The 25,057-nt window shown below is 69.7% G+C and carries 22 protein-coding genes; 17 read left to right on the forward strand and 5 right to left on the reverse strand.

Annotation, left to right across the window (positions count from 1 at the left end; genetic code table 11):
- The first annotated feature begins 13 nt into the window (after positions 1-13).
- The 8 genes from QSK05_RS17600 to eutC all read left to right on the forward strand — a co-directional run bounded on the left by QSK05_RS17600 (position 14) and on the right by eutC (position 9,688).
- Positions 14-1,018: a bifunctional riboflavin kinase/FAD synthetase gene (locus QSK05_RS17600; RefSeq protein WP_285598318.1), complete on the forward strand. Its 1,005-nt coding sequence runs from the start codon at positions 14-16 to the stop codon at positions 1,016-1,018.
- A gap of 144 nt (positions 1,019-1,162) precedes the next feature.
- Positions 1,163-1,432: a 30S ribosomal protein S15 gene (rpsO, locus tag QSK05_RS17605; protein WP_231487863.1), complete on the forward strand. Its 270-nt coding sequence runs from the start codon at positions 1,163-1,165 to the stop codon at positions 1,430-1,432.
- Between the two features lie 344 nt (positions 1,433-1,776).
- Positions 1,777-4,014, forward strand: coding sequence for a polyribonucleotide nucleotidyltransferase (locus QSK05_RS17610; RefSeq protein ID WP_285598319.1), 2,238 nt, complete (start codon positions 1,777-1,779; stop codon positions 4,012-4,014).
- A 1-nt stretch (position 4,015) separates the two neighbouring features.
- Positions 4,016-5,392, forward strand: coding sequence for a M16 family metallopeptidase (locus QSK05_RS17615; protein ID WP_285598320.1), 1,377 nt, complete (start codon positions 4,016-4,018; stop codon positions 5,390-5,392).
- A gap of 113 nt (positions 5,393-5,505) precedes the next feature.
- Entirely contained in the window at positions 5,506-6,660 is a 1,155-nt protein-coding gene (locus tag QSK05_RS17620) for a hypothetical protein (RefSeq protein WP_285598321.1), read from the forward strand.
- A complete protein-coding gene (locus QSK05_RS17625; RefSeq protein WP_285598322.1) occupies positions 6,650-7,306 on the forward strand; it encodes a hypothetical protein in 657 nt (218 codons plus the stop codon). Before QSK05_RS17620 ends, QSK05_RS17625 begins: the two co-directional genes overlap by 11 nt.
- Positions 7,307-7,427: 121 nt before the next feature.
- A complete protein-coding gene (locus tag QSK05_RS17630) occupies positions 7,428-8,843 on the forward strand; it encodes an ethanolamine ammonia-lyase subunit EutB (RefSeq protein ID WP_285598323.1) in 1,416 nt (471 codons plus the stop codon).
- Entirely contained in the window at positions 8,840-9,688 is an 849-nt protein-coding gene (gene eutC, locus QSK05_RS17635) for an ethanolamine ammonia-lyase subunit EutC (RefSeq protein ID WP_285598324.1), read from the forward strand. Before QSK05_RS17630 ends, eutC begins: the two co-directional genes overlap by 4 nt.
- A 63-nt stretch (positions 9,689-9,751) precedes the next feature.
- On the opposite strand, the gene QSK05_RS17640 is transcribed toward eutC, so the two are convergent.
- Together QSK05_RS17640 and QSK05_RS17645 are read right to left on the reverse strand one after the other, a co-directional pair.
- Complete coding sequence (locus tag QSK05_RS17640; RefSeq protein WP_285598325.1) at positions 9,752-10,174, reverse strand: MarR family winged helix-turn-helix transcriptional regulator; 423 nt, start codon at positions 10,172-10,174, stop codon at positions 9,752-9,754.
- The gene (locus QSK05_RS17645; RefSeq protein ID WP_285598326.1) at positions 10,171-10,641 is read right to left on the reverse strand and encodes a MarR family winged helix-turn-helix transcriptional regulator; all 471 of its coding nucleotides are present in this window, start codon (positions 10,639-10,641) and stop codon (positions 10,171-10,173) included. Before QSK05_RS17645 ends, QSK05_RS17640 begins: the two co-directional genes overlap by 4 nt.
- A gap of 210 nt (positions 10,642-10,851) precedes the next feature.
- Here QSK05_RS17645 and dapB point away from each other — a divergent pair, with 210 nt between their 5' ends.
- Positions 10,852-11,586 carry a 4-hydroxy-tetrahydrodipicolinate reductase gene (dapB, locus tag QSK05_RS17650; RefSeq protein WP_285598327.1) on the forward strand — a complete coding sequence of 245 codons (735 nt, stop codon included), beginning with the start codon at positions 10,852-10,854 and terminating at the stop codon, positions 11,584-11,586.
- Here dapB and QSK05_RS17655 read toward each other — a convergent pair.
- Both QSK05_RS17655 and QSK05_RS17660 read right to left on the reverse strand, forming a co-directional pair.
- Positions 11,577-12,806 (reverse strand): heparan-alpha-glucosaminide N-acetyltransferase domain-containing protein, encoded by a 1,230-nt coding sequence (locus tag QSK05_RS17655; protein ID WP_285598328.1) that lies wholly within the window; start codon positions 12,804-12,806, stop codon positions 11,577-11,579. The two genes, dapB and QSK05_RS17655, sit on opposite strands and share 10 nt — an antisense overlap.
- Before the next feature lie 162 nt (positions 12,807-12,968).
- Positions 12,969-13,514, reverse strand: coding sequence for a GNAT family N-acetyltransferase (locus QSK05_RS17660; RefSeq protein ID WP_285598329.1), 546 nt, complete (start codon positions 13,512-13,514; stop codon positions 12,969-12,971).
- A 194-nt stretch (positions 13,515-13,708) separates the two neighbouring features.
- On the opposite strand from QSK05_RS17660, the gene QSK05_RS17665 reads away from it, so the two are divergent.
- From QSK05_RS17665 to QSK05_RS17695, 7 genes are all read left to right on the forward strand, one after another.
- Entirely contained in the window at positions 13,709-14,380 is a 672-nt protein-coding gene (locus QSK05_RS17665; protein ID WP_285598330.1) for an HAD-IA family hydrolase, read from the forward strand.
- Positions 14,381-14,450: 70 nt separating this feature from the next.
- Complete coding sequence (locus tag QSK05_RS17670) at positions 14,451-15,248, forward strand: thymidylate synthase (protein ID WP_285598331.1); 798 nt, start codon at positions 14,451-14,453, stop codon at positions 15,246-15,248.
- Positions 15,245-15,727, forward strand: coding sequence for a dihydrofolate reductase (locus QSK05_RS17675; protein ID WP_285598332.1), 483 nt, complete (start codon positions 15,245-15,247; stop codon positions 15,725-15,727). The genes QSK05_RS17670 and QSK05_RS17675 overlap by 4 nt, the downstream gene beginning before the upstream one ends.
- Positions 15,728-16,156: 429 nt before the next feature.
- Positions 16,157-17,056 (forward strand): 4-hydroxy-tetrahydrodipicolinate synthase, encoded by a 900-nt coding sequence (gene dapA / locus QSK05_RS17680; RefSeq protein ID WP_285598333.1) that lies wholly within the window; start codon positions 16,157-16,159, stop codon positions 17,054-17,056.
- Between the two features lie 109 nt (positions 17,057-17,165).
- A complete protein-coding gene (locus tag QSK05_RS17685; RefSeq protein WP_352301687.1) occupies positions 17,166-18,815 on the forward strand; it encodes a ribonuclease J in 1,650 nt (549 codons plus the stop codon).
- A gap of 34 nt (positions 18,816-18,849) precedes the next feature.
- The gene (locus QSK05_RS17690) at positions 18,850-19,692 is read left to right on the forward strand and encodes a carbohydrate kinase family protein (RefSeq protein WP_502879776.1); all 843 of its coding nucleotides are present in this window, start codon (positions 18,850-18,852) and stop codon (positions 19,690-19,692) included.
- Positions 19,693-19,926: 234 nt separating this feature from the next.
- Positions 19,927-20,925 carry a pseudouridine-5'-phosphate glycosidase gene (locus QSK05_RS17695; protein ID WP_285598336.1) on the forward strand — a complete coding sequence of 333 codons (999 nt, stop codon included), beginning with the start codon at positions 19,927-19,929 and terminating at the stop codon, positions 20,923-20,925.
- On the opposite strand, the gene QSK05_RS17700 is transcribed toward QSK05_RS17695, so the two are convergent.
- Positions 20,860-22,137, reverse strand: a complete 1,278-nt coding sequence (locus tag QSK05_RS17700; protein ID WP_285598337.1) for an SGNH/GDSL hydrolase family protein — start codon at positions 22,135-22,137, stop codon at positions 20,860-20,862. The genes QSK05_RS17695 and QSK05_RS17700 overlap by 66 nt on opposite strands.
- 183 nt (positions 22,138-22,320) lie before the next feature.
- Between QSK05_RS17700 and QSK05_RS17705 the strand changes: the two genes are divergently transcribed.
- Positions 22,321-25,056, forward strand: coding sequence for an FtsK/SpoIIIE family DNA translocase (locus QSK05_RS17705; protein ID WP_285598338.1), 2,736 nt, complete (start codon positions 22,321-22,323; stop codon positions 25,054-25,056).
- Position 25,057: the final 1 nt, after the last annotated feature.

Here is a 25,057-nt window from a genome sequence, read left to right on the forward strand (position 1 = left end):
GCAGAGTTGTCCCGTGAAAGAGAGCCAGGTGCACGTGTGGCGGGAACTGAGCGAGGTTCCTCCCGGCTTCGGCCCCTCGGCGGTGACCATCGGGAACTTCGACGGTGTGCACCGGGGTCATCTCGCCGTTCTGGACCGGACCGTGCAGGCCGCGGTCGCCCACGGGTGGCGTTCGGTGGCGATCACCTTCGCCCCGCACCCCTTGGCGGTGCTGCACCCGGAGCGGGCTCCCCAGCCGCTCTCGACCGTGGAGCACCGGCTCGAGCTGCTGGCCGACACCGGCCTGGACGCCGTGCTGATGCTGCCGTTCACCCCGGAGCTGGCGCAGTGGAGCCCCCGGCGGTTCGTCCAGGAAGTGATGGCGGACGCCCTGGGGGCGCGTGAGGTGGTGGTCGGTTCCGACACCCGGTTCGGCCGTCGCAACGCCGGTGACATCGGCACGCTGCGCGAGCTCGGGTCGGAACTGGGCTTCTCCGTGGACGAGGTGGCCGACCGGCTGGCGGCGGACGGCGCCCGGCGCTGGTCGTCGACGCTGGCCCGGGAGCTGATCGCCTCGGGCGAGGTGGTCGAGGCCGCCGACGTGCTGGGCCGCCCGCACCGGGTGACCGGCGTGGTCGTGCACGGTGACCACCGCGGCCGGGAACTGGGTTTCCCGACCGCCAACATGACCGCCGACGCGATCGGGGCCGTGCCCTCCGACGGGGTGTACGCCGGCTGGCTGGTGCGCCCGGGCGCGAACGGTGAGCCCGGGGCCTGTTCCCGGCACGACACCGGGGAGCGGCTGCCCGCGGCGATCTCGGTCGGCACCAACCCGACGTTCGACGGTGAGGAGCGTCGGGTCGAGGCCTACGTGCTCGGCCGGACCGACCTGGACCTGTACGGGGAGCGGGTCGCCGTGGAGTTCGTCGAGCGGTTGCGGCCCACGCTGCGGTTCGACGGCATCGCGTCGCTCATCGACCAGATGAACGCCGATGTGGCCCGGTGCCGCGAGGTGCTGGGAGTGAACACACCGGCTTGATCGACACACCACCCGTTGCTCAATTGGGATGACTGCCCGTTGCGCTGTTAACGTAGCTGGTGCCGTTAGATCGGCCGCGGATTCCAGAGTGCCCGGGTGGATGTGCCCCGGCGCGCCGCGCAGCGATTTTCAGGAGGACATCGAGTGCCGCTCGACGCCGAAAAGAAGCAGAGCATCATCGCGGAGTACGCGACTGTCGAGGGTGACACCGGTTCCCCCGAGGTCCAGATCGCGATGCTGACGCAGCGCATCAAGGACCTGACCGAGCACCTCAAGGAGCACAAGCACGACCACCACAGCCGTCGTGGTCTGCTGCTGCTGGTCGGTCAGCGTCGTCGCCTTCTGAAGTACGTCCAGAAGAAGGACATCACCCGCTACCGGGCGCTGATCGAGCGCCTCGGCCTGCGCCGCTAACTGAAGTGAGGCCGTGACCGGGGCTCCCGGGCACGGCCTCTTCGGTGTGTCAGGTTGTGTCGTCGGCCCGTCGTTGCCCGATCATCGGGTCATCGGTGGGCCGTAGCGCAAAGCAGCACCGCCCTATCACCCGCACCACGCACCAACCTCAGGTAAGAAAACAGGAGGGGTCGGCGAGCACCGGTCACCGGTCCTCGGTAGTGGCCTCCGCGAGGCGCCGTCAGTACAGCGACAGGCAACCCGCGTGGGCCTCGATCGAAGACCGGAACGCCTCGACCACGACTCCCGCACCACTCCTGCCCGATGCCGCGGCGAAAAGCCGCGGAAGAACAGGAGAGTGACCCTTGGAGGGTCCCGAGATCACCGCGGCCGAGGCCGTTATCGACAACGGCTCCTTCGGCCAGCGCACGGTCCGGTTCGAGACCGGCCGCCTGGCGAAGCAGGCCGCCGGTTCCGTCGCCGTCTACCTGGACAACGACACCATGCTCCTGTCGGCCACCACGGTCGGCAAGCAGCCGAAGGACCAGTTCGACTTCTTCCCCCTCACGATCGACGTCGAGGAGCGGATGTACGCGGCCGGGAAGATCCCCGGCTCGTTCTTCCGTCGCGAGGGCCGGCCCAGCACCGACGCGATCCTGGCCTGCCGCCTGATCGACCGCCCGCTGCGCCCGACCTTCGTCAAGGGTCTGCGCAACGAGGTCCAGGTCGTCGTCACCGTGCTGGCGCTCAACCCGGAAGACCCGTACGACGTCGTCGCGATCAACGCCGCGTCGCTGTCCACGCAGATCTCCGGCCTGCCCTTCTCCGGCCCGATCGGTGGCGTGCGTATCGCCCTGATCGACGGCCAGTGGGTCGGCTTCCCGCGCCACAGCGAGGTTGAGCGCGCCGTCTTCGACATGGTCGTCGCCGGTCGCGTCGTCACCCTCGAGGACGGCACCGAAGACGTCGCGATCATGATGGTCGAGGCGGAGGCCACCGAGGGCTCCTGGACCCTGATCAAGGACCAGGGCGTCGCGGCCCCCACCGAGGACGTCGTGGCCGCCGGCCTCGAGGCCTCCAAGCCGTTCATCTCGGCGCTGTGCAAGGCCCAGGCCGAGGTGGCTGCGGCCGCCGCCAAGCCGACCGCCGTGTTCCCGCTGTTCCCGGACTACCAGGACGACGTCTTCCAGGCGGTTTCCGCCGCGGCGTCCGACGATGTCTCGCAGGCCCTCACGATCGCCGGCAAGCAGGAGCGCGAGAGCCGTCTCGACGAGCTCAAGGACGGCATCAAGGCCAAGTTCGCGGCCGAGTTCGAGGGTCGTGAGAAAGAGGTCTCGGCCGCTTTCCGGGCCGTCAACAAGAAGCTGATCCGTCAGCGCATCCTCAAGGACAAGGTCCGCATCGACGGCCGTGGCCTGGCGGACATCCGCCAGCTCGGTGCCGAGGTCGAGGTCATCCCGCGCGTGCACGGTTCGGCCCTGTTCGAGCGCGGCGAGACCCAGATCATGGGTGTCACCACGCTGAACATGCTGCGCATGGAGCAGCAGCTGGACACCCTCTCCCCGGTGACCCGCAAGCGCTACATGCACAACTACAACTTCCCGCCCTACAGCACCGGTGAGACCGGCCGCGTCGGTTCGCCGAAGCGCCGCGAGATCGGTCACGGCGCCCTGGCCGAGCGTGCGCTCGTCCCGGTCCTGCCGAGCCGGGAAGACTTCCCGTACGCGATCCGTCAGGTCTCCGAGGCCCTCGGCTCCAACGGTTCCACCTCGATGGGCTCGGTCTGCGCCTCGACCCTGTCCATGCTGAACGCCGGTGTGCCGCTGCGCGCCCCGGTCGCCGGTATCGCGATGGGCCTGGTCTCCGACACGGTCGACGGCAAGACCGAGTACGCCGCGCTCACCGACATCCTCGGCGCTGAAGACGCTTTCGGCGACATGGACTTCAAGGTCGCCGGTACGTCGGAGTTCGTCACGGCGATCCAGCTCGACACCAAGCTCGACGGCATCCCCGCCTCGGTGCTGGCGTCCGCGCTGACCCAGGCACGCGACGCGCGTCTGCACATCCTCGACGTGATGAGCGAGGCGATCGACCGGCCGGACGAGATGTCCCCGTTCGCCCCCCGCGTGATCAGCGTGAAGGTTCCCGTCGACAAGATCGGCGAGGTCATCGGGCCCAAGGGCAAGATGATCAACCAGATCCAGGACGACACCGGCGCCGACATCTCGATCGAGGACGACGGCACGGTGTACATCGGTGCGGTCGACGGCCCCTCGGCCGAGGCGGCCCGGACGGCGATCAACGCGATCGCCAACCCGACCATGCCCGAGGTCGGGGAGCGCTACCTGGGTACCGTCGTGAAGACGACGACCTTCGGTGCGTTCGTCTCGCTGGTGCCGGGCAAGGACGGCCTGCTGCACATCTCGCAGATCCGCCGCATGGTCGGTGGCAAGCGGGTGGAGAACGTCGAGGACGTGCTCAGCATCGGCCAGAAGGTCCAGGTGCAGATCGCCGAGATCGACCCGCGGGGCAAGCTCTCGCTGGCGCCGGTCCTGGAGGAAGACGCTGAGGGCAAGTCCGAAGCGGCCGACGCGACTGCCTGACGTGACGGCGACTCCTCTGCCGCTGGTCGCAGCGGGAGCCTCCGGATCGTCCCAGATCATCGCTGGGGAGGACGGCGGCGCCATCGTGCGCCGTACCGTTCTCCCCGGCGGGGTCCGGGTACTGTCCGAGGCCATGCCCGGCCTGCGCTCGGCCACGATCGGTTTCTGGGTCGGGGTCGGTTCGCGCGACGAGACCACCGGGCACCACGGTTCCACGCATTTCCTCGAGCATCTGCTGTTCAAGGGCACGAGCCGGCGCACGGCGATGGACATCGCCACCGCGTTCGACCGGGTGGGCGGTGAGTCGAACGCCGTCACGGGCAAGGAGCACACCTGCTACTACGCCCGGGTGCTCGATGACGACCTGCCGATGGCTGTCGACGTGCTCTGCGACATGGTGACGGGCGCCAAACTCGACGCCGATGACGTGGAGAGCGAGCGGGGGGTCATCCTCGAGGAACTTGCGATGAACGACGACGATCCCGCGGACGTCGTGCACGAGCGGTTCGCCGAGCTCGTCCTGGGGCAGCATCCCCTGGGCCGGCCCATCGGTGGCACGCCCGAGACGATCCGCGCCGTCGTGCGCGACAACATCGTCGACCACTACGCCGAGCACTACCGGCCTCCGGGCCTGGTCGTCACGGTGGCCGGGGGCGTCGACCACGACCGGGTCTGCGAGCTGGTCTCCGCCAGCCTCGCCCGGTCCGGCTGGGCGCTCGAGGCGGGTCACACTCCGAAGGCGCGGCGCGACGTCTCTCTCCCCGAGCGGGAGGAGGCGCAGCTCTCCGTCGACGGTGCCCCGCACCGGCTCGTCGTGGTGAACCGGCACACCGAGCAGGCACACGTCGTGGCCGGCACCACCTCGCTGGTCGCCACGGATCCCCGCCGTTACGCGATGTCCGTGCTCAACGCCGTGCTCGGTGGCGGCATGAGCAGCCGGCTGTTCCAGGAGATCCGTGAGCAGCGCGGCCTAGCCTACTCGGTCTACTCGTTCGCGAGCGGCTACTCGGACGGCGGTTACTTCGGTCTCTACGCGGGCTGCACCCCGGCGCGCGTCGACGAGGTCATCGCCCTGATGGTCGCCGAGCTGCGGCGTCTGGCGGCCGACGGCGTGCCGGAGGAAGAGCTGTTCCGGGCCCACGGCCAGCTGGCCGGCGGTCTGGTGCTGGGCCTAGAGGACACCGGTTCGCGCATGTCCCGTCTGGGCAAGGCAGAACTGGTGCACGGCGAGTACCTGGGCCTGGACAAGGCACTGACCCGGATCCGTTCGGTCAGTGCGCAGGACGTGCAGGACCTCGCCACCGACCTGGCCTCCCGTCCGCTGTCCCTGTCGGTGGTGGGCCCCTTCGAGGAGAACCGCCCCTTCCGGGTCGGCTGACCGAACCACCTGCATTGAGGACGCCCACCAGCCCACGGGCTGGTGGGCGTCCTTCATTTCTGGCGGGGTTCCCGGTCCGATACCCTCCCTGACTCTTCGGGACGGGGAGGTCGATGACGCTTCTGCGGAGGCGGGCTGCGGAGGCGTACGGCGAGGTCGCGGCGCTGTTCGCGAGAGCCGAGGCGCTGCGGGACGACGCGGTCGTGCATGGCTGGGACAGCCTGGCCGAGGGCTTGCAGACCTGTTCAGCGGCCCTGGACGCAGCCGCGGCCCAGCTGGACGAGGCGATCGAGGCGATCAGTGAGACGTCCGATCCCCTGGAGACCGCGATGTCGGCGGTCCCGGGACTCACCGACGTCGCGTCGATCCTGACCACGGCCCACGAACGCCTGACTGATGCGGCCCTCGCACTGCACTCCTGCTCGGAACACCTGGGTGAGGCCCAGAACTGGGCCGAACTCACGGGTTTCGAGGTGCTGGCCGGGCGGATCGAGCAGGTCCGCGAAGAGATTGAGGAACTGCACCAGGACACCGAGACCCGGGTGGAGCAGGTCCGCGCCGACCTGGGCCTGGCGCGTGAGGAGTCCGGCCCGGCACCGGACGAGCCGCAGATGTCCTGGCCGGGGCAGAACCCGCCAGGGTGCACAGGTCTGCCGGGCACGGATCTGCTCGACCCACGCCGTTTCGCGGAACCACCGGACGCTGAGGACAGCCAGGATGCCGAGGCGATGCGCATCTACGCACGCATTATTCAGATGAGCGACGACGTTCCGCGCATTGCTCAGGTGGTCGGTGCACCGATCGAGGTCATCGCGACGGTGAAGCGTCACTTCTTCCTGACCCGGCATGTGACACCCACGGGTCCCGAACAGACCGCCTACGGGTATTTCTCACCGGACGGAGCTCAGGCCTGGCGGTGGGAATCGGTCGCGACGGGGCGTGAACTGGATGCTGACGGCCTCGAGCTCCTGAGGAAGTTCGTCGCGCACGAGTATGTGGAGGCCAGGCTCATGGCGAGAGGACTGCCGTACAGATCGGCGCATCCGGACTGTTATGCGAATCCGACAGCAAGCAACCAGGCAACCCGGCAGCATTATGGAGCTCATGACGTGGCTCCGAATGCACATGCCTCCGACGTCCTGAAGCACTGGCGACGCTGGGGCGGGACCAGGCCGAGCACCGGTGCGGTCGGCGATCTCTCCCGCATCGACGAGATAGTGGAGGCAGCCATGACCCTACTCAGGGAGTCCGGACGAGATGTTCGATGAGAAGATCGGCCAGACAGGCACCAGCCCTGCGATGATCAAGGCAGCTGAGGACCTGGTCGACCGGATCGAGCAGGTTGTCTGGGACGTCGAGTACGACGACGACGGGAAAGACCCGGTCACATCGCGGGTACTGCTCATGCGGGAGCATCTGCGCAGGTCAGCGGTCTGGTGCACAGCGATTGAGTCTCATCTGCCCGAGGGGCGGGTGCAGCGTCAGTGGTACTTCAGAGATCTCGCGCAGCTCGTCGCGCCGGGGGTCCGGGCGGAACAGGCCACGTTGGACCGGTTTCGGGCGCACTGGGACGGTCGGTTCGGCGGAGTGCACACGATCAACTCGATCTACCAGGCGCTGCATTGGTCCGCGCTCTCGGTGGCCGGCGATCCTCGGCACGACAATGTCGCGCATCGGCTCGGCCCGGATGCCGATCCCTATGAACCTCTCCTGCGTTTCTTTGAGCGCGGGGGTGCCTACAGTCTGGCCGGGGGTGGTGAGATCGACATCGACTTCTACACCGGATTCCGGGCCGGCCAGACCGAGGACATCCTCGCCCACGAGCCCCTGTACGACCTCTCCCAGGAGAACCTCGACCGCATCGACGGCTTCCGCTGGGTCGCGCCCGGCCCCTCACAGCCGCTGGTGTCCTGAGCTGTCCGCAGGCTGACCGGCGACCGGCGAAACACAGTGACCCATGACCGAAACGGCCCGTTCGTTGACCCGGTCGGCCTCCGGTGATGGGATGCGGTAAACAGACGGATGAGGGCGTGCCATGGGCGTTTACACGCAGACGAGCAGAGGCACGACGTACCGGTTCGACGGGCTGGTCGAGCTGATGGCGAAGGCCACGCCGGCGCGCTCGGGTGATGAGCTGGCCGGATGTGCCGCCGGCAGCGATGCCGAGCGGGTGGCAGCGCAACTGGCGCTGGCCGACGTCCCCCTGGTGCAGTTTCTCCAGGAACCGCTGGTGCCGTACGAGACGGACGAGGTCACGCGGCTCATTCTCGACACGCATGACGCGGTGGCGTTCGAGCCGGTGAAGTCACTGACGGTGGGGGCGTTCCGGGACTGGCTGCTGGAGCTGACGCCGCGTGCTGAAGCGGGTTCGGTGCTGAGTGCGCTCGCCCCCGGGCTGACCCCGGAGATGGTGGCCGCGGTCAGCAAACTCATGCGCAACCAGGACCTCATCGCGGTGGCGAGGGCGACCCGGGTGACCACGGGGTTCCGGTCGACGGTGGGGTTGCCGGGCCGGCTGGCGACCCGGTTGCAGCCCAACCATCCCACCGACGACCTGCGGGGTATTGCCGCCGCGACCCTCGACGGGCTGCTGCTCGGCTGCGGTGACGCGGTGATCGGCGTGAACCCGGCGGGCGACTCGCCGCAGACCTGCGCCGATCTGCTGCACCTGCTCGACGGGATTCGCTCGGAGTACGAGATTCCTACGCAGACCTGCGTTCTCACGCACGTGACGACCACGATCGGATTGATCGAGGCCGGGGTGCCGGTCGACCTGGTGTTCCAGTCGGTGGCGGGTACGCAGGCGGCGAACGAGGGGTTCGGCGTCTCGCTGTCGATGCTGCAGGAGGGCTACGAGGCGGGGTTGTCGCTGGCCCGGGGGACGGTCGGCCAGAACGTCATGTACATGGAGACCGGACAGGGGTCGGCGCTGTCGGCAGACGCCCACCGAGGTGTGGGGGGCCGGCCCGTGGACCAGCAGACCCTCGAGGCCAGGGCCTACGCGGTGTGCCGGGAGTACAAGCCGTTGCTCGTCAACACCGTGGTCGGGTTCATCGGGCCGGAGTACCTGTACGACGGCAAGCAGATCATCCGGGCCGGGCTGGAAGACCACTTCTGCGGCAAGCTGCTCGGCCTGCCGATGGGCGTCGACGTCTGTTACACCAACCACGCCGAGGCCGACCAGGACGACATGGACAACCTGCTGACCCTGCTCGGTGTCGCCGGTTGCTCGTTCGTCATCGCGGTCCCCGGGGCCGACGACGTGATGCTCGGCTACCAGAGCACGTCCTTCCACGACGCGCTCTACGCCCGGCAGGCACTCGGGTTACGTCCCGCCCCGGAGTTCGAGGCCTGGCTGGGGAAGATGCAGATGATGGACGACGACGGTCGGGTACTGCCGGTCGAGGCGTCGTCCTCCGCCCTGAGGGCCCTGACGGGAGTGGCTCGGTGACGGATTTCTGGGACGAGCTGCGCGCGACGACCCAGGCCCGGATCGGGCTCGGCCGCGCCGGTGACGGCATGCCGACATCGCGCGTGCTGGAGTTCCGGCTGGCCCATGCGGTGGCCCGCGACGCGGTGCACGACCCGCTGGACGTGGATGCCCTGGTGGGCGAGCTGGTGCGGTCGGGCGTCTGTGCGGGAATGAAGGACGACGTTGGCACCGGTGCGGTCGGCCCGCCGGTGGTCGACGGGGAGCCCGGGAGGGCTCGGCCCGGTGCTCGGCTCGGTGCTCCGGTCGTGGTGACGAGCCGCGCGGCGAACCGCGCGGAGTACCTGCGACGGCCTGACCGGGGCCGGCTGCCCCGAGACCTCTCGGGTCTGCCGTCGACCGGTGCGGACGTCGGATTCGTCCTGGCCGACGGTCTTTCCGCCCGGGCTCTGCAGACCCACGGCCCGGCCCTGCTGGAGGCGCTGGTCGAGGTCCTGCCCGCGACCTTCACCCTGGCCCCGCCCGTCATCGCCACCCAGGCCCGGGTCGGCCTGGGAGATCACATCGGCGCGGCCCTGGGCGTGACGACGGTGCTCGTGCTCATCGGTGAACGGCCCGGCCTGTCGGTGGCGGACAGCCTGGGCGTCTACCTGACCCACCACCCGGAACCGGGCCGGCCCGACTCCGACCGCAACTGCGTCTCGAACATCCACAGCCCGGGCGGTCTTCCGTACGAGGCCGCGGCCCGGGTGGTCGGTGGCCTGATCGCCGGTGCCCGTCAGCTGGGCCGATCCGGCGTGGCCCTGAAAGACACCAGCCGCGAGGCGGCGATCGTCGCGTCCACCCCGGACGCCGCCCTGTCATAGCGTTCGGTGAAGGTGGGGGTGCCGTGCCTCCCCACCTTTTCGTGATCAGGCAAAGTGTCCCCGTTACCCGAGCGCGGCGTCCGCCCGCTCGGTGACCTTCAGCAGAACGCTTGCCGCCGTGGCCTTCTCAGCCTCGGTGAAGCCCGCGAACAGATAGCCGGTGAGGGGCCTGACCTCGTCGTCGACCCGGGTCCAGAGCTGTCGGCCGGAGTCGGTGAGGGCGAGCTCGTGGTTCTCGTCCACCGTGAGATACCCGGCCTCGACCAGAGTGGTGATGCTCTCGCGGGCCCGCTGCTCGCTGATCCTGAGCCCGCCGGTGACGAACACGATCAGGTCCCGCGGCGTGATCGGGCCACCGGTGCCGACGGCGTTCAGCGGGATCCAGGTCTCGAAGCCGAATCCGGCCGGGGCAAGTTTCTGCTCCAGCAGGGCGCGGACGGCGTAGTGGGCGCGGCCGATGTGCTGACCGGTGAGGGCAGTGCTCATGGTGCTGCTCCTTCGGGTTCCGGTGCGAGATCGAGCAGGGTGTTGAGGTCTTCGCGGAACTGCCGGGCACGAGGGCTTTCCGGGCCGCCGAGGGGTTCCAGCAACTGGGCGACGAGATGGCGGACGACGTCCACGGCCTTTTCCGTGACCTCGGCTCCCGCCGGAGTGAGGGAGAGCCGGACCGCGCGGGTGTCGGCCGGGTCGGGCTCACGCGTGATCAGCCCGGCCGCCTCGAGCCCTCGGGCCAGCTTGGAGACGTAGAGCGGCTCCAGGCCGGTGTGGTCGGCGAGAATGCGCTGGCTGGGCGCATGGCCGTCGGTGCTCAGGGCGGAGAGCGACGCCAGGGCGACGTACTGGGCGTGGGTCAGGCCGAGCGGGGTCAGGGCCCGGTCGACGGCCACCCGCCAGCGCAGGGAGAGCCGCCAGATCAGGTGACCGTGCGGGTGGACCGGTTCCGGAGGAGCCATGGATTCACGGTACATGGCAATAGTAGCCATGGCTAGTAAATAGCTGGGGCGTGAAGGGCGGCGTCCTGTCGCAACCGTCCCGGTCGTCCGTGCGTCATGGGGTGAGACGTCCCTGAGGACAGCGAGGCGGGGCATGACGGACTCGGACGAGTTCTCTGCAGCGGGGTCGCGACGGGTGATCGTCCGTCGGCCGCTGGTACCTTCGCCCTCGTGACAGCGGTAGCAGTGATCGGCGCGGCCGGTCGGATGGGCAAGGCCACCTGCGAAGCGGTGGAGGCCGCCGGCGATCTGACGCTCAGTGCGCGGATCGGCCGGGGCGACGACCTTCTCGCCGGGATCAAGGGGGCCGACGTCGCGGTCGTCATGACCCCGCCCGACGGGGTGGACGACGTGGTCGCCACGTGTGTCGAGCAGGGCGTGCACGCGGTGGTCGGCACCACCGGCTGGACCGCTGGAGGTCTGGCGAAGGTTCGTGCGGCGCTGGAGAAGTCGCCGTCCACCGGGGTTCTGCTGGCGCCGAACTTCGCGCTCGGAGCGGTGCTGCTCATGCGTTTCGCGGCCGAGGCGGCCCAGCACTTCGAGTCGGTCGAGGTGGTGGAGCTGCACCACCCGAACAAGGCCGACGCTCCCTCGGGCACGGCCCGGCACACCGCCACGAAGATCGCCGAGGCGCGCCGTGAGGCCGGACTGGCGCCGTCGCCGGATGCCACCACGTCGGCCCTCGACGGTGCCCGCGGTGCGGACGTCGACGGGGTGCGGGTGCATGCGGTGCGACTGCGCGGCCTGGTGGCCCACGAAGAGGTGCTGCTCGGTAACGTGGGGGAGCAGCTGACGATTCGCCACGACAGCTTCGACCGGATCTCGTTCATGCCGGGAGTGCTGCTGGCCGTGCGCCAGATCGCGGACCGCCCGGGTCTGGTGCAGGGGCTCGAGAACTATCTGTAGCTGGTGACCGTCCCGGCCGCCGCCGTCGCGATCATGTCTTCGATCGGGCCGCGGCGCCGGGGCGCACCCCACAGCAGGGCGATGACGATCGCCCCGACCACGTTCAGCACCAGGTAGGGCCACGGCGGCACGAGGTCGCCACTGCTGTTGAACCCGACCGCGAGCACGTGCAGGCAGTAGAGCGTCAGCGTCATCGAGCCGGCGGCGGCCAGCATGTGCAGCGGTACCCGCGCGATCGCCGGCCTTTCACCGCGACGGCCCAGAGCGTGCACGACCAGCAGCGTCAGGCCGATGACCAGCATCGACGTGCCGGTGGTGTGCACCAGGTCGGTGATCGAGCCGCTGTGGGCCACCCGCACGAGCAGCCACCACGGGTCGTTGACCGGCGTGGTGCCGTAGAACCCGTCGTTCGGCGTCTGCCCGTCGGCGGAGTAGCGGCTCAGCAGGTCACCGGTCACCAGCGTGGCGAAGCCCCCGCCCGCCCGGACGGCGAACTCCGACACCAGCCAGGCCCCGGCGGCCAGAACGGCACCGGTAGAGGCCACGGCCCCGGCGACGCGAGGTTTCCGCAGGGCCAGTCGGCCGATCGCCAGACCCGCGAAAAGGTACGTGGTCCAGGTGAGCACGGGGTAGTAGCCGGTCAGCAGCAGATGCCGGACCACCGACGTGACATCGGTGAGCGAGCGCCAGGACAGATTGCTGCCGGAGTGCTCGTCCAGACCACCTGCGCCCCGCAGCCAGTAGCTGATCGCCGGTGTCACCACCGCACCGAGCACAGCCGCCGCCGCGAGCGATCGAGGACCCCGCGCCAGCACCGGAACCGCGACCAGGAACAGCAACCCGTAGTAGGCCAGGATGATCGCGACCGGCGTGTCGACCAGCCCCAGCGTCAGGCCGAGCACGACCAGCGCCCCCGACCGCACCAGTGTGGTGCGCCGCACTCGCGAGACCTTCTCAGCCGTCGGCCGGTCACCCCCGGAGGCCAGCGCCAGCCCCAGCCCGGCCAGCACGGCGAACAGTGCGGCCGCCCGGCCCCCGGCAATGTCGTGCACCACGCCCATCGCGCCCGTGTCCGACTCGCTGCCGGACAGCACGTGCGTGGCCATCATCCCGAACAGTGCGAACGAGCGGGCGATGTCGATCCCGGTGAGACGCGGAGCCAAGGACGCGGAGGTCCCGGTGGTCGTGGCCTCCGGGGGAGACGGGGGCGTGCCGGTCATCGGAACAGGGGTGCGGAGCCGGACGGGAGGCGAAGAGATTTACCGGTCAGGGAACCGGACCGAGCGGCGAGCCTCACCCCGGAGACGCCGGAGGAGGAACGGGCGAGCGGGGCGGCCGTCACCTCCGGGGTCGGTGGCACCTGGTTCACCCGGGTACCCGACTCAGGCATCCGACGACTCCGCGATGTCTGCGCCGTAGCGCGCTTCGGTGACCGTGGCCCCGTCGGTGCCGGCGAACGAGCGGCGGGCGCCGTCGGCGACCATGCCCGCGGAGGCGAAGAAGGTCGCCCGGGGCTCGTCGGCCTCGGGTACCCAGACCGTCATCGAGGTCAGGCCGTGACCCCGCAGATGGTCGACCGCCGCCGCCAGGAGCCGGGAGCCGTGCCCCGCCCGCTGGTACCCGGGGTCGACCGCGAGCACACCCAGGGAGCCGACGCCTTCGGTCGCGTCCTTGTCGTCGCTCGGCGCGACCGCGGCGAAGCCGATCACCAGATCGTCGGAGACAGCCACGAACACGCCGTGTTTCGGGCTGGGGGGCCGCAGCACCGCCTCCCGCCAGACCGGTGTGAGCTCTTCGGGATTCAGCGCGGCCAGGGCCGGCGCGGGCAGCAGACTCGCGTACGCGAGCCCCCAGGCGCGGGCCTGGATGGAGCCGATGACGGCGGGATCGCCGCCGTGGGCGGGCCGGACCAGGACGTTCGATGCCATGTGGGACATCATTCCACCCGGCACCGACAACACCGGCAGTTCTGGGTTGGCGGCCATCGCCTCCTGCGGACCATCGCCTCCTGCGGGCTCACGGAGCACCACTGCGAGGGGGCTTCGGCCCCGCCCGGTCCACTCACCGGGGCACCTCCGCAGCTAGCGGCAGCGACGTCCCCAACACGCCCTAGTCTGGCGTCGTGGCCGACAACGTTTCCCTGGGTCCGCTGGCCGGGCGCACCTTCGCCGCCGTCCTGTTTGACATGGACGGCACGCTGATCGACTCCACCCCCGCGGTGGAGCGTTCCTGGCTGCGCTGGGCCGACGAGTTCGGGGTCCACCTGACCGGTTTCGGAAGCTGGCACGGCATCCCGGCAGCACAGATCGTGACGCGGTTCCTGCCCGAGGAACAGTGGGAGACCGCCGTGCGCCGCATCGAGGAGATCGAGACCCAGGACGTCGAGGGCATCGTGGTGCTGCCCGGCGCCGCCGACGCCCTGGCCGCGCTGGCCCCTTCGGGCCGTTCGGCGATCGCCACGTCCTGTGTGCGGAACCTGGCCCTGGCGCGGATCGGGGTCACCGGTCTGGTCCCGCCGCCGGTTCTGGTGACCGCGGACATGGTGAAGGTGGGAAAGCCCGACCCGGAGCCCTACCGGCTGGCGGCGCAGCGTCTGGGGGTGAACGCCACGGACTGTCTGGTGGTGGAGGACGCACCGGCCGGCCTGGCTTCCGGCCGCAACGCCGGCGCGGCCCGGCTCGCGCTCGCGACCACGCACCCGGCCGGCGCACTGGAGGCCGAGGCCGTGGTGAAGGACCTCTCCGCCGTGCGTTTCGTGGTGACCGGCGAGGGCGCACGGGTCGTCCCGGCCTGAACTGGCCTGAACCGGCCTGATCGGGAAGGCTTCACCGGAACTGTCGGTGGGGCCGCGTACGATCCCAGCCATGAAGTCGACGCAGTACGAAGACCTGCTCAGGCACGTGATGGCCACCGGCGTCACCAAGTCCGACCGGACCGGTACCGGCACGCGCAGCGTCTTCGGTCACCAGATGCGCTTTTCCATGCGCGACGGCTTCCCGCTGATCACCACGAAGAAGGTGCACTTCAAATCGGTGGCGGTCGAGCTGCTCTGGTTCCTGCGCGGCGACTCGAACATCAGCTGGCTGCACGAGAACGGCGTCAGCATCTGGGACGAGTGGGCCTCCCCGGAGGGTGAGCTCGGCCCGGTGTACGGCGTGCAGTGGCGCTCGTGGCCGAAACCCGACGGGGGCCACGTCGACCAGATCGCCGACCTGGTGCAGACCATCCGCACCAACCCCGACTCGCGCCGCATGATCGTGTCGGCCTGGAACGTCGCCGAGATCGAGAACATGGCGCTGCCGCCGTGCCACCTGTTGTTCCAGTTCTACGTCGCGAACGGCGAGCTGAGCGTGCAGGTCTACCAGCGCAGCGCCGACCTGTTCCTCGGCGTGCCGTTCAACATCGCCAGTTATGCCCTGCTGCTGCACCTGGTCGCCCAGCAGACCGGTCTTGTCCCGGGCGAGCTGATCTGGACCGGTGGCGACTGCCACATCTACGACAACCACGTCGATCAGGTGGCCGAACAGCTGGGTCGCGACGTGCGTCCGTTCGCCGAACTGAAGGTCCGCAAGGCAGCGAGTCTCTTCGACTACACCTACGAAGACCTCGAGCTGGTCGGGTACGACCCGCACCCGCTGATCCGCGGCCAGGTGGCGGTGTGACGCTCTCCCTGATCTGGGCGCAGGCCCGTGGCGGGGTGATCGGGCGTGACGGCGACATCCCCTGGCACGTCCCGGAAGACCAGGCGAACTTCCGCCGTCTCACGCGGGGGTGCGCCGTGATCATGGGCCGCGCCACCTGGGACTCCCTGCCCGAGCGCTTCCGTCCCTTGCCCGACCGGGTCAACGTGGTGCTCACCCGCGACCCGTCGTGGAAGGCCGACGGCGCAGTCGTGGCCCACACTCCGCACAAGGCCCGGGAGCTGGCCGGTGACGGTGACATCTGGGTGATCGGCGGGGGAGCGGTCTACGCCGAGTACCTGCCGGCGGCCGACCAGCTCGTGGTCACCGAGGTCGATCTGGCCCCGGCCGGCGACACGTACGCCCCGGAGACCGGCTCCGAATGGGTGCCGGAACCCGGTGACTGGCTGGAGTCACGAACGGGCACCCGGTATCGCTTCATTACCTACCGTCGCCGGTAGTTGATCACTCAGCGTGGGGGAGGAATTCGTGAACCACCAATCGTCATGTGACCCGCATCACTTCTCGACGGTTTCCGTAACATCCCCGCGTGGCAGACCGATGAGCCTGGTGAGTCCCGACGCTGCTCGAACCCCCGAGCGAGCCAGCGTCGGGACTCATTGTTTTGCCGCACGCCCCGGGAGGATTCACTTTCGGTGCGGTTCGGTCCGGGGCGCCGGATTTCCGGTGCGGGCCGGTGGCGGGCCTTGCATCCTCCGGCCGCGGCCGTGGGTGGGCAGGAGCACTTACGGTGCCCAGGTCGCAGGGGAACGCGGTCGGTGCCGGTCGCTCCCCGCGAGCCCGGTGACGGCCGACGGCTGCTCACCGTGACAGCGAGCCCTGGGGCGGCCGTCATCGAACAGGCCCCCGCGCCGGGTACCTTTGGCGCCATGCCCGTGGAACCTGTCACCCGTTCGTTCGGTTCTGTCGGCGTGGCCATGGTCACGCCCTTCACCGACACCGGGGAACTCGATCTGGACGTCGCCCAGAGCCTGGCGACGCACCTAGTCGAGGGCGGGTGCGACGCCCTGGTGGTCTCCGGCACCACCGGTGAGTCGCCCACCACGAGCGACGTGGAGAAGGAACAGCTCCTGCGGGCGGTCGTGGAGGCGGTCGGGTCGCGCGCGGTGATCATCGCGGGTGTCGGCACCAACGACACGGCCCACACCCTCGAGCTGAGCCGCCAGGCCGCCAAGGCCGGGGCCCACGGCCTGCTGGCCGTGACGCCCTACTACTCGAAGCCCTCGCAGGCCGGCCTGATCGCGCATTTCACCGCGGTCGCCGACGCGACCGGGCTACCCGTGATGCTGTACGACATCCCGGGCCGGTCGGGCATCCCGATCCAGACCGAGACCCTCCTGCAGCTGGCCGAGCACCCGCGCATCGTCGCGGTGAAAGACGCCAAGGACGACCTGTACGCCGGGTCCTGGCTGCTCGACCGGACGGGTCTCGAGGTGTACTCGGGCTCCGATCAGCTGAACCTGCCCTGGCTCAGCATCGGCGGCTCCGGCATGATCAGTGTTGTCGGCCATGTCGCGGCCGCGCAGTACCGGCGAATGGTTGAGGCCGTTGACGCAGGTGACCTGGTCACCGCGCGACGGATCAACTCCGAGGTACTGCCTGCGGTCCGTGGCGTCATGACTCGCGCACAGGGCGCGGTGATGGCGAAGGCTGCCCTGGAACTCATGGGTGTACTGCCCAACAGAACAGTACGACTGCCGCAGACGGCGGCGACGAACGAGGAGGTAGCGCTGCTGCGCAGCGACCTCGAGGAGGCAAAACTTCTTTGAACCTGGCAATTGAGACCGGTGCCTCACAGCAGCGCGCCGGTAATGGCGCCTGCCGCGAGGTGACCGCGTGAACAAGACCCCGAACGAGCAGCTCGGCCTGCCCAAGCCCATGAAAGACGGCGCACTGCGCGTCGTCGCTCTGGGCGGTCTGGGTGAGGTCGGCCGCAACATGGCCGTCCTGGAACACCGGGGCAAGCTCCTGATCGTCGACTGCGGAGTCCTCTTCCCCGAGGACCACCAGCCCGGCGTCGACCTGATCCTGCCCGACTTCTCCTATATCGCCGATCGCCTCGACGACGTGGTCGCCGTGGTGCTCACGCACGGCCACGAAGACCACATCGGCGCCGTGCCGTACCTGCTGCGCCTGAAGAACGACCTGCCGCTGATCGGTTCCCAGCTCACCCTGGCCCTGGTCGAGGCGAAGCTGAAGGAACACCGCATCACCCCGATCACGCTCGCCGTGAAGGAGGGGCAGACCGAGACCTTCGGTCCGTTCGAGTGCGAGTTCGTCGCGGTCAACCACTCGATCCCGGACGCGCTCGCGGTCGCCGTCAAGACCAGCGCCGGCACCGTGCTGCACACCGGTGACTTCAAGATGGACCAGCTGCCGCTGGACGGCCGGATCACCGACCTGCGCGCCTTCGCCCGGCTGGGCGAGGCGGGCGTCGACCTGTTCATGCCGGACAGCACCAACGCCGAGGTGCCGGGCTTCACGATCTCCGAACGGGAGATCACGCCGGTCCTGAACTCGGTGTTCGGCGCGGCCGAGCGCCGCATCATCGTGGCCTCGTTCGCCTCGCACGTGCACCGGGTGCAGCAGGTGCTCGACGCCGCGCACGCGCACAACCGCCGGGTGGCCCTGGTCGGCCGTTCCATGGTGCGCAACATGGGCATCGCCCGTGACCTGGGCTACCTGAACGTGCCGCCGGGTGTCCTGATCGACATCAAGGCCGTGGGCGACCTGCCCGACGAGCGCGTCGTGCTGATGTGCACGGGCTCGCAGGGTGAGCCGATGGCCGCGCTGTCCCGGATGGCCAACCGCGACCACCGCGTCGAGGTGGGGGTGGGCGACACCGTGGTGCTCGCCTCGTCCCTCATTCCCGGCAACGAGAACTCGGTCTTCCGCGTGATCAACGGGCTGACCCGCCTGGGTGCGAAGGTCGTGCACCAGGGCAACGCCCGCGTGCACGTCTCCGGTCACGCCAGCGCCGGTGAGCTCCTGTACTGCTACAACATCATCAAGCCGAAGAACGTCATGCCGGTCCATGGCGAGATGCGGCACCTGGTGGCGAACGCGGAGCTGGCCGTCAAGACCGGCGTCCCGCGCGACCGCGTACTGGTGGCGGAGGACGGCGTGGTCGTCGACCTGATCGACGGCAAGGCCACGGTCGTCGGCAAGGTCGAGTGCGGCATGGTCTACGTGGACGGTTCCACCGTCGGCGAGATCACCGAGGCCGATCTGAAAGACCGCCGCATCCTCGGTGAGGAGGGTTTCATCTCCATCATCGTGGTGGTCGACCCGACCAGCGGCAAGGTGGTGGCCGGGCCGGAGATCCACGCCCGGGGCTTCGCCGAGACCGAGGCCGTGTTCGACAAGGTCCGTCCCCGCATCGTCGACGCCCTGCGCGACGCGGCGAACAACGGCACCAACACCGACACACACCAGCTCCAGCAGATCGTGCGCCGCGTCGTCGGCCGGTGGGTGAACGAGTCCTACCGCCGTCGTCCGATGATCATCCCCCTGGTGATCGAGGCCTGACATCACGCATGTGCTGTGCGCCGGCGGCGCGGTGGTGGATCTCAAGATCCGTTTCACCGCGCCGTCCGTCGTCGGCACGTCCAACCCGGGCACCGGGGTCACCTCGCTGGGTGGGGTGGCCCGCAACGTCGCGGAGAACCTGGCGGTGCTGGGTGTTCCCGTGAGCCTGCTGTCAGCCGTCGGTGACGACGCGCCGGGCGCAGTGCTGCTCGATCTGTCCCGCGAGCGCGGCATCGGTACCGAGCACGTCGCCGTGCTGGCGGGCCGGACGACCGCGCAGTACGTGGCCCTGCTGGAACCCGGCGGTGACCTGACCATCGGCGCCGCCGCGATGGACGTGCTCGACGGCATCACGGTCGGGCACCTGCGCTCCGCGTGGCCCTCGACGAAAGACGCGTGGGTCTTCTGCGACGGGAACCTCAGTTCCGCGGTGATCGCCGAGGCCCTGGGTGGCGATCTGCCCGTGGTCTTCGACGCCGTCTCGACCCACAAGGTGATCCGGCTCCCGCGTGACCTGACCGGCCTGACCCTACTCAGCTGCAACCGCGACGAGGCCCGGGCCTGGCTGGCGCACCACGGCTTCCCCGCCGATGACGACGATCCCGGGCTGGCCCGCCGCCTGCTCGAGGCGGGAGCACAGTCGGTGCTGCTCACCCGGGGTGCCGACGGCGTGGTCGTGGCCGGTGACGGGGTGATGGCCCAGCTCCCCGCTGTCCCCGCCACCCCGATCGACGTGACCGGCGCCGGCGACGCGATGGTGGCGGGCACCCTGGCCGCCCTGGTCGAGGGCCTCGACCTGGTGGGAGCGGCCCACCGAGGTGCTGAGCGCGCGGCGAGGACGGTCGAGAGCGAGTTCAGTGTGCTCCCGCACCCCTGACACCCGTGCTCCGTCGCGAGTGGCCACCGCCCTGGAACCGCAGGTGACGTGCGTCCTCCATCGTGCGTGCCCAGCCACCCCCGAACCGCGCGTGACCCGCGTCCTCCACGAACGTGGTCGCCACCCTCATCGTTCGTGATCAGGCAGAGCGTGCCCAGAGTTCTGGAACTCCGCGTCGCCGGGACATCCGGAAAGCCTTGGCGCGCCCCCGTCGGCGGGGGGAGGATTCGTCAGGTGGCCTCTTCTTCCGAGTTCGCCGTCCGTCATCCCTTTCTCGACGTCGGCGACGAGGTCGCCGCGGCCCTGTCCCATGGGCTTGCCGTGGTGGCGCTGGAGTCGACGATCATCAGCCACGGCATGCCCTATCCACAGAACCTCGCCACGGCCCGGGCCGTCGAGCAGGTCGTGCGTGACCACGGCGCCGTCCCCGCCACGATCGCCTTGATCAAGGGCCGGCTACGAGTCGGCCTGGACGACGCCGCGCTGGAGGAACTGGCCCGCCCCGGTGACGTGGCCAAGGCCTCCCGCCGGGACCTCGCCGCCCTGGTCGCGGCCGGGGCCACGGCGGGCACCACCGTTGCCGCCACGATGTATGTCGCGGCGGCGGCCGGTATCGGCGTCTTCGCCACCGGAGGCATCGGCGGGGTGCACCGGGGTGCCGACCAGACGTTCGACGTCTCCGCCGACCTGATCGAGCTCGGCAGTACCCCGGTGACCGTGGTGTGCGCGGGGGCCAAGTCGATCCTCGACCTCCCGAAGACCCTGGAGGTACTGGAGACATACGGGGTGCCGGTGATCGGCGTGGGGACGGACGAGTTCCCGGCGTTCTTCTCCCGCACCAGTGGCCTGCCGGTCGCCCACCGGGTGGAGTCGGCGGGTGAATTGGCCCGGCTCGTCGACGCGCAGCGCCGGCTCGGCCTGGCGCAGGGAGTGCTGGTGGCCCACCCGATCCCTGAGGCCGACGCCCTGGCCCCGGACGAGATCGACGGCATCATCGAGCAGGCCCTGACCGACGCCGACGAGCAGGGCGTGACCGGCAAGGACGTGACGCCCTACCTGCTGGCCCGCGTCAACGAGCTCACCGGCGGGCGGAGTCTGACCGCCAACGTGGCCCTGATCCGCAACAACGCCGCCTTCGCGGCCGACCTGGCCGTAGAGCTCACAGGTCTATCCGCAGCCGAGGTCGGCGGCGTCGCCGAGGGCCTTGACGTAGACCGGGATCCCGGCCGGTGACAGGTGGATGGTGTCGGCGCCGAACCAGGCGTCCGCCGTGCCGGTCGCGTGCTGGTCGGCCTGCGTGCCCCAGTCGTAGAAGGCCAGGCGGGGCTGGGATTCGGCGTTGGAGCGCAGCACCGCGTTGATCCGGGCAGCGGCCAGCTCGAACCGGTTGCCCCGGGGCGTGCCGGCGTACTTCTTGCCCTGGCTGGCCATGCTGACCAGCACGGTGCAGTGGCCGTGCTGGGCCATCTCGTCGAGCGTCGCCTGCAACGTCGACAGGGTCCAGCTGAGCCGGATCTCGAACTGCGCGTCGTTCGGGGCGAGGCTGGCGTAGGTGGAATCGTTCGTGCCCAGCGCCACGACCACGGTGCCGGCTTCCCGCAGTCCCCGCAGCTCGTCGAGCATGGTGCCGTTGGCCAGGTCCAGCGCGTCGGACGGCTCCTGGGCGACCACCCAGCGACGCCCGCCTTGCCCGTCCACCTGCGGGCGCAGCCCTTTCGACGTCAGGAGGGACACCAGAGGTCCCGAGCCGGCGGCGCCGACGGTGGCCTGTGCGGTCGACGCGCTCGAGGGGGAGGGGGACTCCGTCGGCTCACCCGGGATCGGGGAGACCGTGGCCCCGGACGAGCCGAACTCGGTGCCGTTGGAGGGAATCAGCTGGGCGATCAGGCTGTCACCGACCACCGCGACCGACCCGCGACCGGCGGCGCCCGGGCCGAAGGCCGCGGCATAGACCGTGCAGGCGCCGTCCGGGGTGACGAACCGCGGTGAGAGGGAGGCCGAGATCGCGACCTGCGAGAGGCCGGACAAGGGTGCGGTCAGGGAGTGGTCCCAGGCGAAGTCGGTACCGGCCACCTCGGCCGGGGCCTGGTTCCAGCGCAGCTGCCACTGGTCGGCGCCGCGGTCGGTCCAGGCGCCGTCGGGCAGCGTGCGCACCGCCATCGCGGTGGGCAGCACCCCGGTGCGGTCGGACACCGTCCACGACACCCGCCACTGCTGGTTCGTGGACGGGTCGGTGCAGGTGGACGAGCCGTTCTGGTCGGCCTGCGCGGGGTACGTGGGTACCGGGTCGGGGGTCAGCCGCCGGACCCCGACCACCCCGGCGATCAGGGCGATCGCGACGAGCACGATCACGAAGAGGGCCGGACGGGTGAACGGGTGGTGGTGGGACGTCCGGGCCGGGTTGTTCCCCGGTTCGGCGTCGATCCACTCCTGCTGGGCCGGCACGCCCCTGAATGTAGAGGGGACGGGCGCAACCGGGTAATGCAGAGCGGTGGTGTGTCCGTCTCGGACGGGTAAAGAGTTGACTGCGCCCCCCGGTGAACTGCCCGGCGGCGGGCCGCCGCCGCTGACCGTGACGCTCGGCGTTGCAGCCGTGATCGGACGTGCCTATCGCGTAACCTCGCCATCATGGCGACCCGTACGTCCACATCTGGCGGCAGTTCGGCACGCTCGAATGCCTCCAGGAGTGCGTCGGGCCGGGGCCGCGGGACCGCTGCGTCCAAAGGTCGCACCACCAAGCCCCGGGCCTCGTCGAAGACCAAGGCCACGACCAAGGCCGCGGCGAAGCCGGCCGCCCGGGGCACCACGAGGGCGCCGGCCCGGCGCACCGCGGCGTCGCGTCCGTCACTCCCGTTCCGGATGGTCCGCAGCGTCTACCTCGGCGTCGCGCACCTGATCGGCGGGGGAGCCCGGGCCGTCGGTCAGGGTGCCCGCGACCTCGACCCGGACCACCGGCGTGACGGCGTCGGCTTCATCCTCGTCGCCGCCGCGATCGTGGTCGCCTCGCGGGAATGGTGGGGCCTGCCCGGGAACCTGGGCGTCGCCGTGCACGCGATCGCCGCTGGCACGGTCGGCAAGGTCGCGCTGGTCCTGCCGATCCTCCTGCTGGTCGGCGGCTGGCTGGTGATGCGCCGCCCCGACGAGATGGCCTCGGTGCACCGGATGGCGATCGGCACCACCGCGATCGTCGTCTCCGCCACCGGCCTGACCCACCTGGCCTCCGGCCTGCCCAGCCCTTCCGACGGAGCGCGCCAGATGCGCGGCGCCGGCGGCATGATCGGCTATCTGGCCTCCGCCCCGCTCAACGCCGGGGTGAGTGCCTGGGCCGCCGTGCCGATCCTGCTGCTGCTCGCCTTCTTCGGCATCCTCGTCGTCACCGCCACGCCGGTCTACGCCATCCCGGAACGCCTGCGGTACGTGCACGACATGCTCACCGGGATGGGTACGGACGAAGACGTCCACTACCGCAACCGCCGCAACCGCCGCTTCGACGACGAGGGCCCGCTGCACGGTGACGAGGCCTACGCGACCCCTCTCCTGAAACCCGACGACGAGGAAGAACCTCAGCCCGCCCGCGGCCGCAAGAGCAAGGCGCAGCGCGTCTTCGACGTCGATGCCGCGGAACAGGCCGACCGGGACCGTGACGTCAACGAGGTGGACCTGCAGGATCTGCTCGACGCGGGCCGGGGAACCCCTCTCAAGAAGTCCCCACCTCCTCCGCCCCCGCCGGTCGAGCGCACCCAGCCGGTCCCCGTCGCGCCGGTGCCCTCCACCCCGCCCGAGCCCCCGGAGACCACCCAGCTGCCCGGCCGGGTGGAGCAGTTGCTGCTCGCCGGCGACGTGACTTACCACCTGCCGCCCTCGGACATCCTCAGCGGCGGCCCGCCGCCGAAGGAGCGGAGCGAGGCGAACGACAAGGTGGTCGAGTCGCTGACCCGGGTGTTCGAGGACTTCGGCATCGACGCGCAGGTCACCGGCTTCAGCCGCGGCCCGACGGTGACCCGGTACGAGGTCGAGGTCGGCCAGGCCGTGAAGGTCGAGAAGGTCACGGCGCTCAGCAAGAACATCTCCTACGCGGTGGCCAGCGCCGACGTGCGCATCCTGTCGCCGATCCCGGGCAAGTCGGCGATCGGTATCGAGATCCCGAACACCGACCGCGAGACCGTGGCGCTCGGCGACGTGCTGCGCAGCCAGACGGCGCGGCGCTCGGAGCACCCGATGGTGATGGGTGTGGGCAAGGACGTCGAGGGCGGCTTCGTCATCGCGAACCTGGCCAAGATGCCGCACCTGCTGGTGGCGGGGGCCACCGGTGCGGGTAAGTCCTCGTTCGTGAACTCGATGATCACGTCGCTGCTCATGCGCTCGACGCCGGACGAGGTCCGGATGGTGCTGGTCGACCCCAAGCGGGTCGAGCTGACCGCCTACGAGGGCATTCCGCACCTGATCACGCCGATTATCACCAACCCCAAGAAGGCCGCCGAGGCTCTGCAGTGGGTGGTGAAGGAGATGGACACCCGTTACGACGACCTGTCGGCGTTCGGGTTCAAGCACATCGACGACTTCAACAAGGCGATCCGCAACAACAGCGTCGTGCTCCCGCCCGGCAGCGACCGCGCGCTCCAGCCCTACCCCTACCTGCTGGTCGTGGTGGATGAACTCGCCGACCTGATGATGGTCGCTCCGCGTGATGTGGAAGACGCCATTGTCCGTATCACCCAGCTCGCCCGGGCCGCCGGCATCCACCTGGTGCTGGCCACGCAGCGACCCTCGGTCGACGTCGTCACCGGTCTGATCAAGGCCAACGTGCCGAGCCGGATGGCCTTCGCGACCAGCTCGGTCACCGACTCGCGGGTGGTACTCGACCAGCCCGGCGCAGAAAAGCTGATCGGTCAGGGCGACGGGCTCTTCCTGCCGATGGGCGTGTCCAAACCGATCCGTGTGCAGGGTGCATGGGTCACTGAGAGTGAAATTGAACGTGTTGTCGAGCATGTGAAGGAACAGCTCCAGCCGGTCTATCGTGAAGACGTGGCCGTCGTGGCGGTGCGCAGGGAGATCGACGAGGACATCGGTGACGATCTTGAGTTGCTGCTCGCGGCTGCCGAGCTCATCGTTACCTCCCAGTTCGGGTCGACCTCGATGCTGCAGCGCAAGCTGCGGGTCGGGTTCGCGAAGGCGGGCCGGCTGATGGATCTGCTGGAGTCCCGTGGCGTAGTGGGACCGAGTGAGGGCAGCAAGGCTCGTGACGTCCTGGTGAAACCTGACGATCTTCCTGGCACGCTGGCCCTTATTCGGGGGGAGACCCCGCCGGATGACGATGCCGGGCGGGTAGAAGATCTATGGGAACCAGGTATGGATGATGATTGAT

This window comes from Kineosporia sp. NBRC 101731 (assembly GCF_030269305.1).
GTDB lineage: Bacteria > Actinomycetota > Actinomycetes > Actinomycetales > Kineosporiaceae > Kineosporia.

Bases quoted from the DNA above. Each gene is read 5' to 3' on its own strand.
- QSK05_RS17705 (WP_285598338.1), top strand. From the start codon at position 22,321: ATGGCGACCCGTACGTCCACATCTGGCGGCAGTTCGGCACGCTCGAAT.
- QSK05_RS17645 (WP_285598326.1), bottom strand. From the start codon at position 10,641: ATGGCTCCTCCGGAACCGGTCCACCCGCACGGTCACCTGATCTGGCGG.
- QSK05_RS17620 (WP_285598321.1), top strand. From the start codon at position 5,506: ATGACGCTTCTGCGGAGGCGGGCTGCGGAGGCGTACGGCGAGGTCGCG.
- QSK05_RS17625 (WP_285598322.1), top strand. From the start codon at position 6,650: ATGTTCGATGAGAAGATCGGCCAGACAGGCACCAGCCCTGCGATGATC.
- QSK05_RS17630 (WP_285598323.1), top strand. From the start codon at position 7,428: ATGGGCGTTTACACGCAGACGAGCAGAGGCACGACGTACCGGTTCGAC.
- QSK05_RS17640 (WP_285598325.1), bottom strand. From the start codon at position 10,174: ATGAGCACTGCCCTCACCGGTCAGCACATCGGCCGCGCCCACTACGCC.
- QSK05_RS17670 (WP_285598331.1), top strand. From the start codon at position 14,451: ATGAAGTCGACGCAGTACGAAGACCTGCTCAGGCACGTGATGGCCACC.
- QSK05_RS17660 (WP_285598329.1), bottom strand. From the start codon at position 13,514: ATGGCATCGAACGTCCTGGTCCGGCCCGCCCACGGCGGCGATCCCGCC.
- QSK05_RS17655 (WP_285598328.1), bottom strand. From the start codon at position 12,806: ATGACCGGCACGCCCCCGTCTCCCCCGGAGGCCACGACCACCGGGACC.
- dapA (WP_285598333.1), top strand. From the start codon at position 16,157: ATGCCCGTGGAACCTGTCACCCGTTCGTTCGGTTCTGTCGGCGTGGCC.
- QSK05_RS17685 (WP_352301687.1), top strand. From the start codon at position 17,166: ATGAAAGACGGCGCACTGCGCGTCGTCGCTCTGGGCGGTCTGGGTGAG.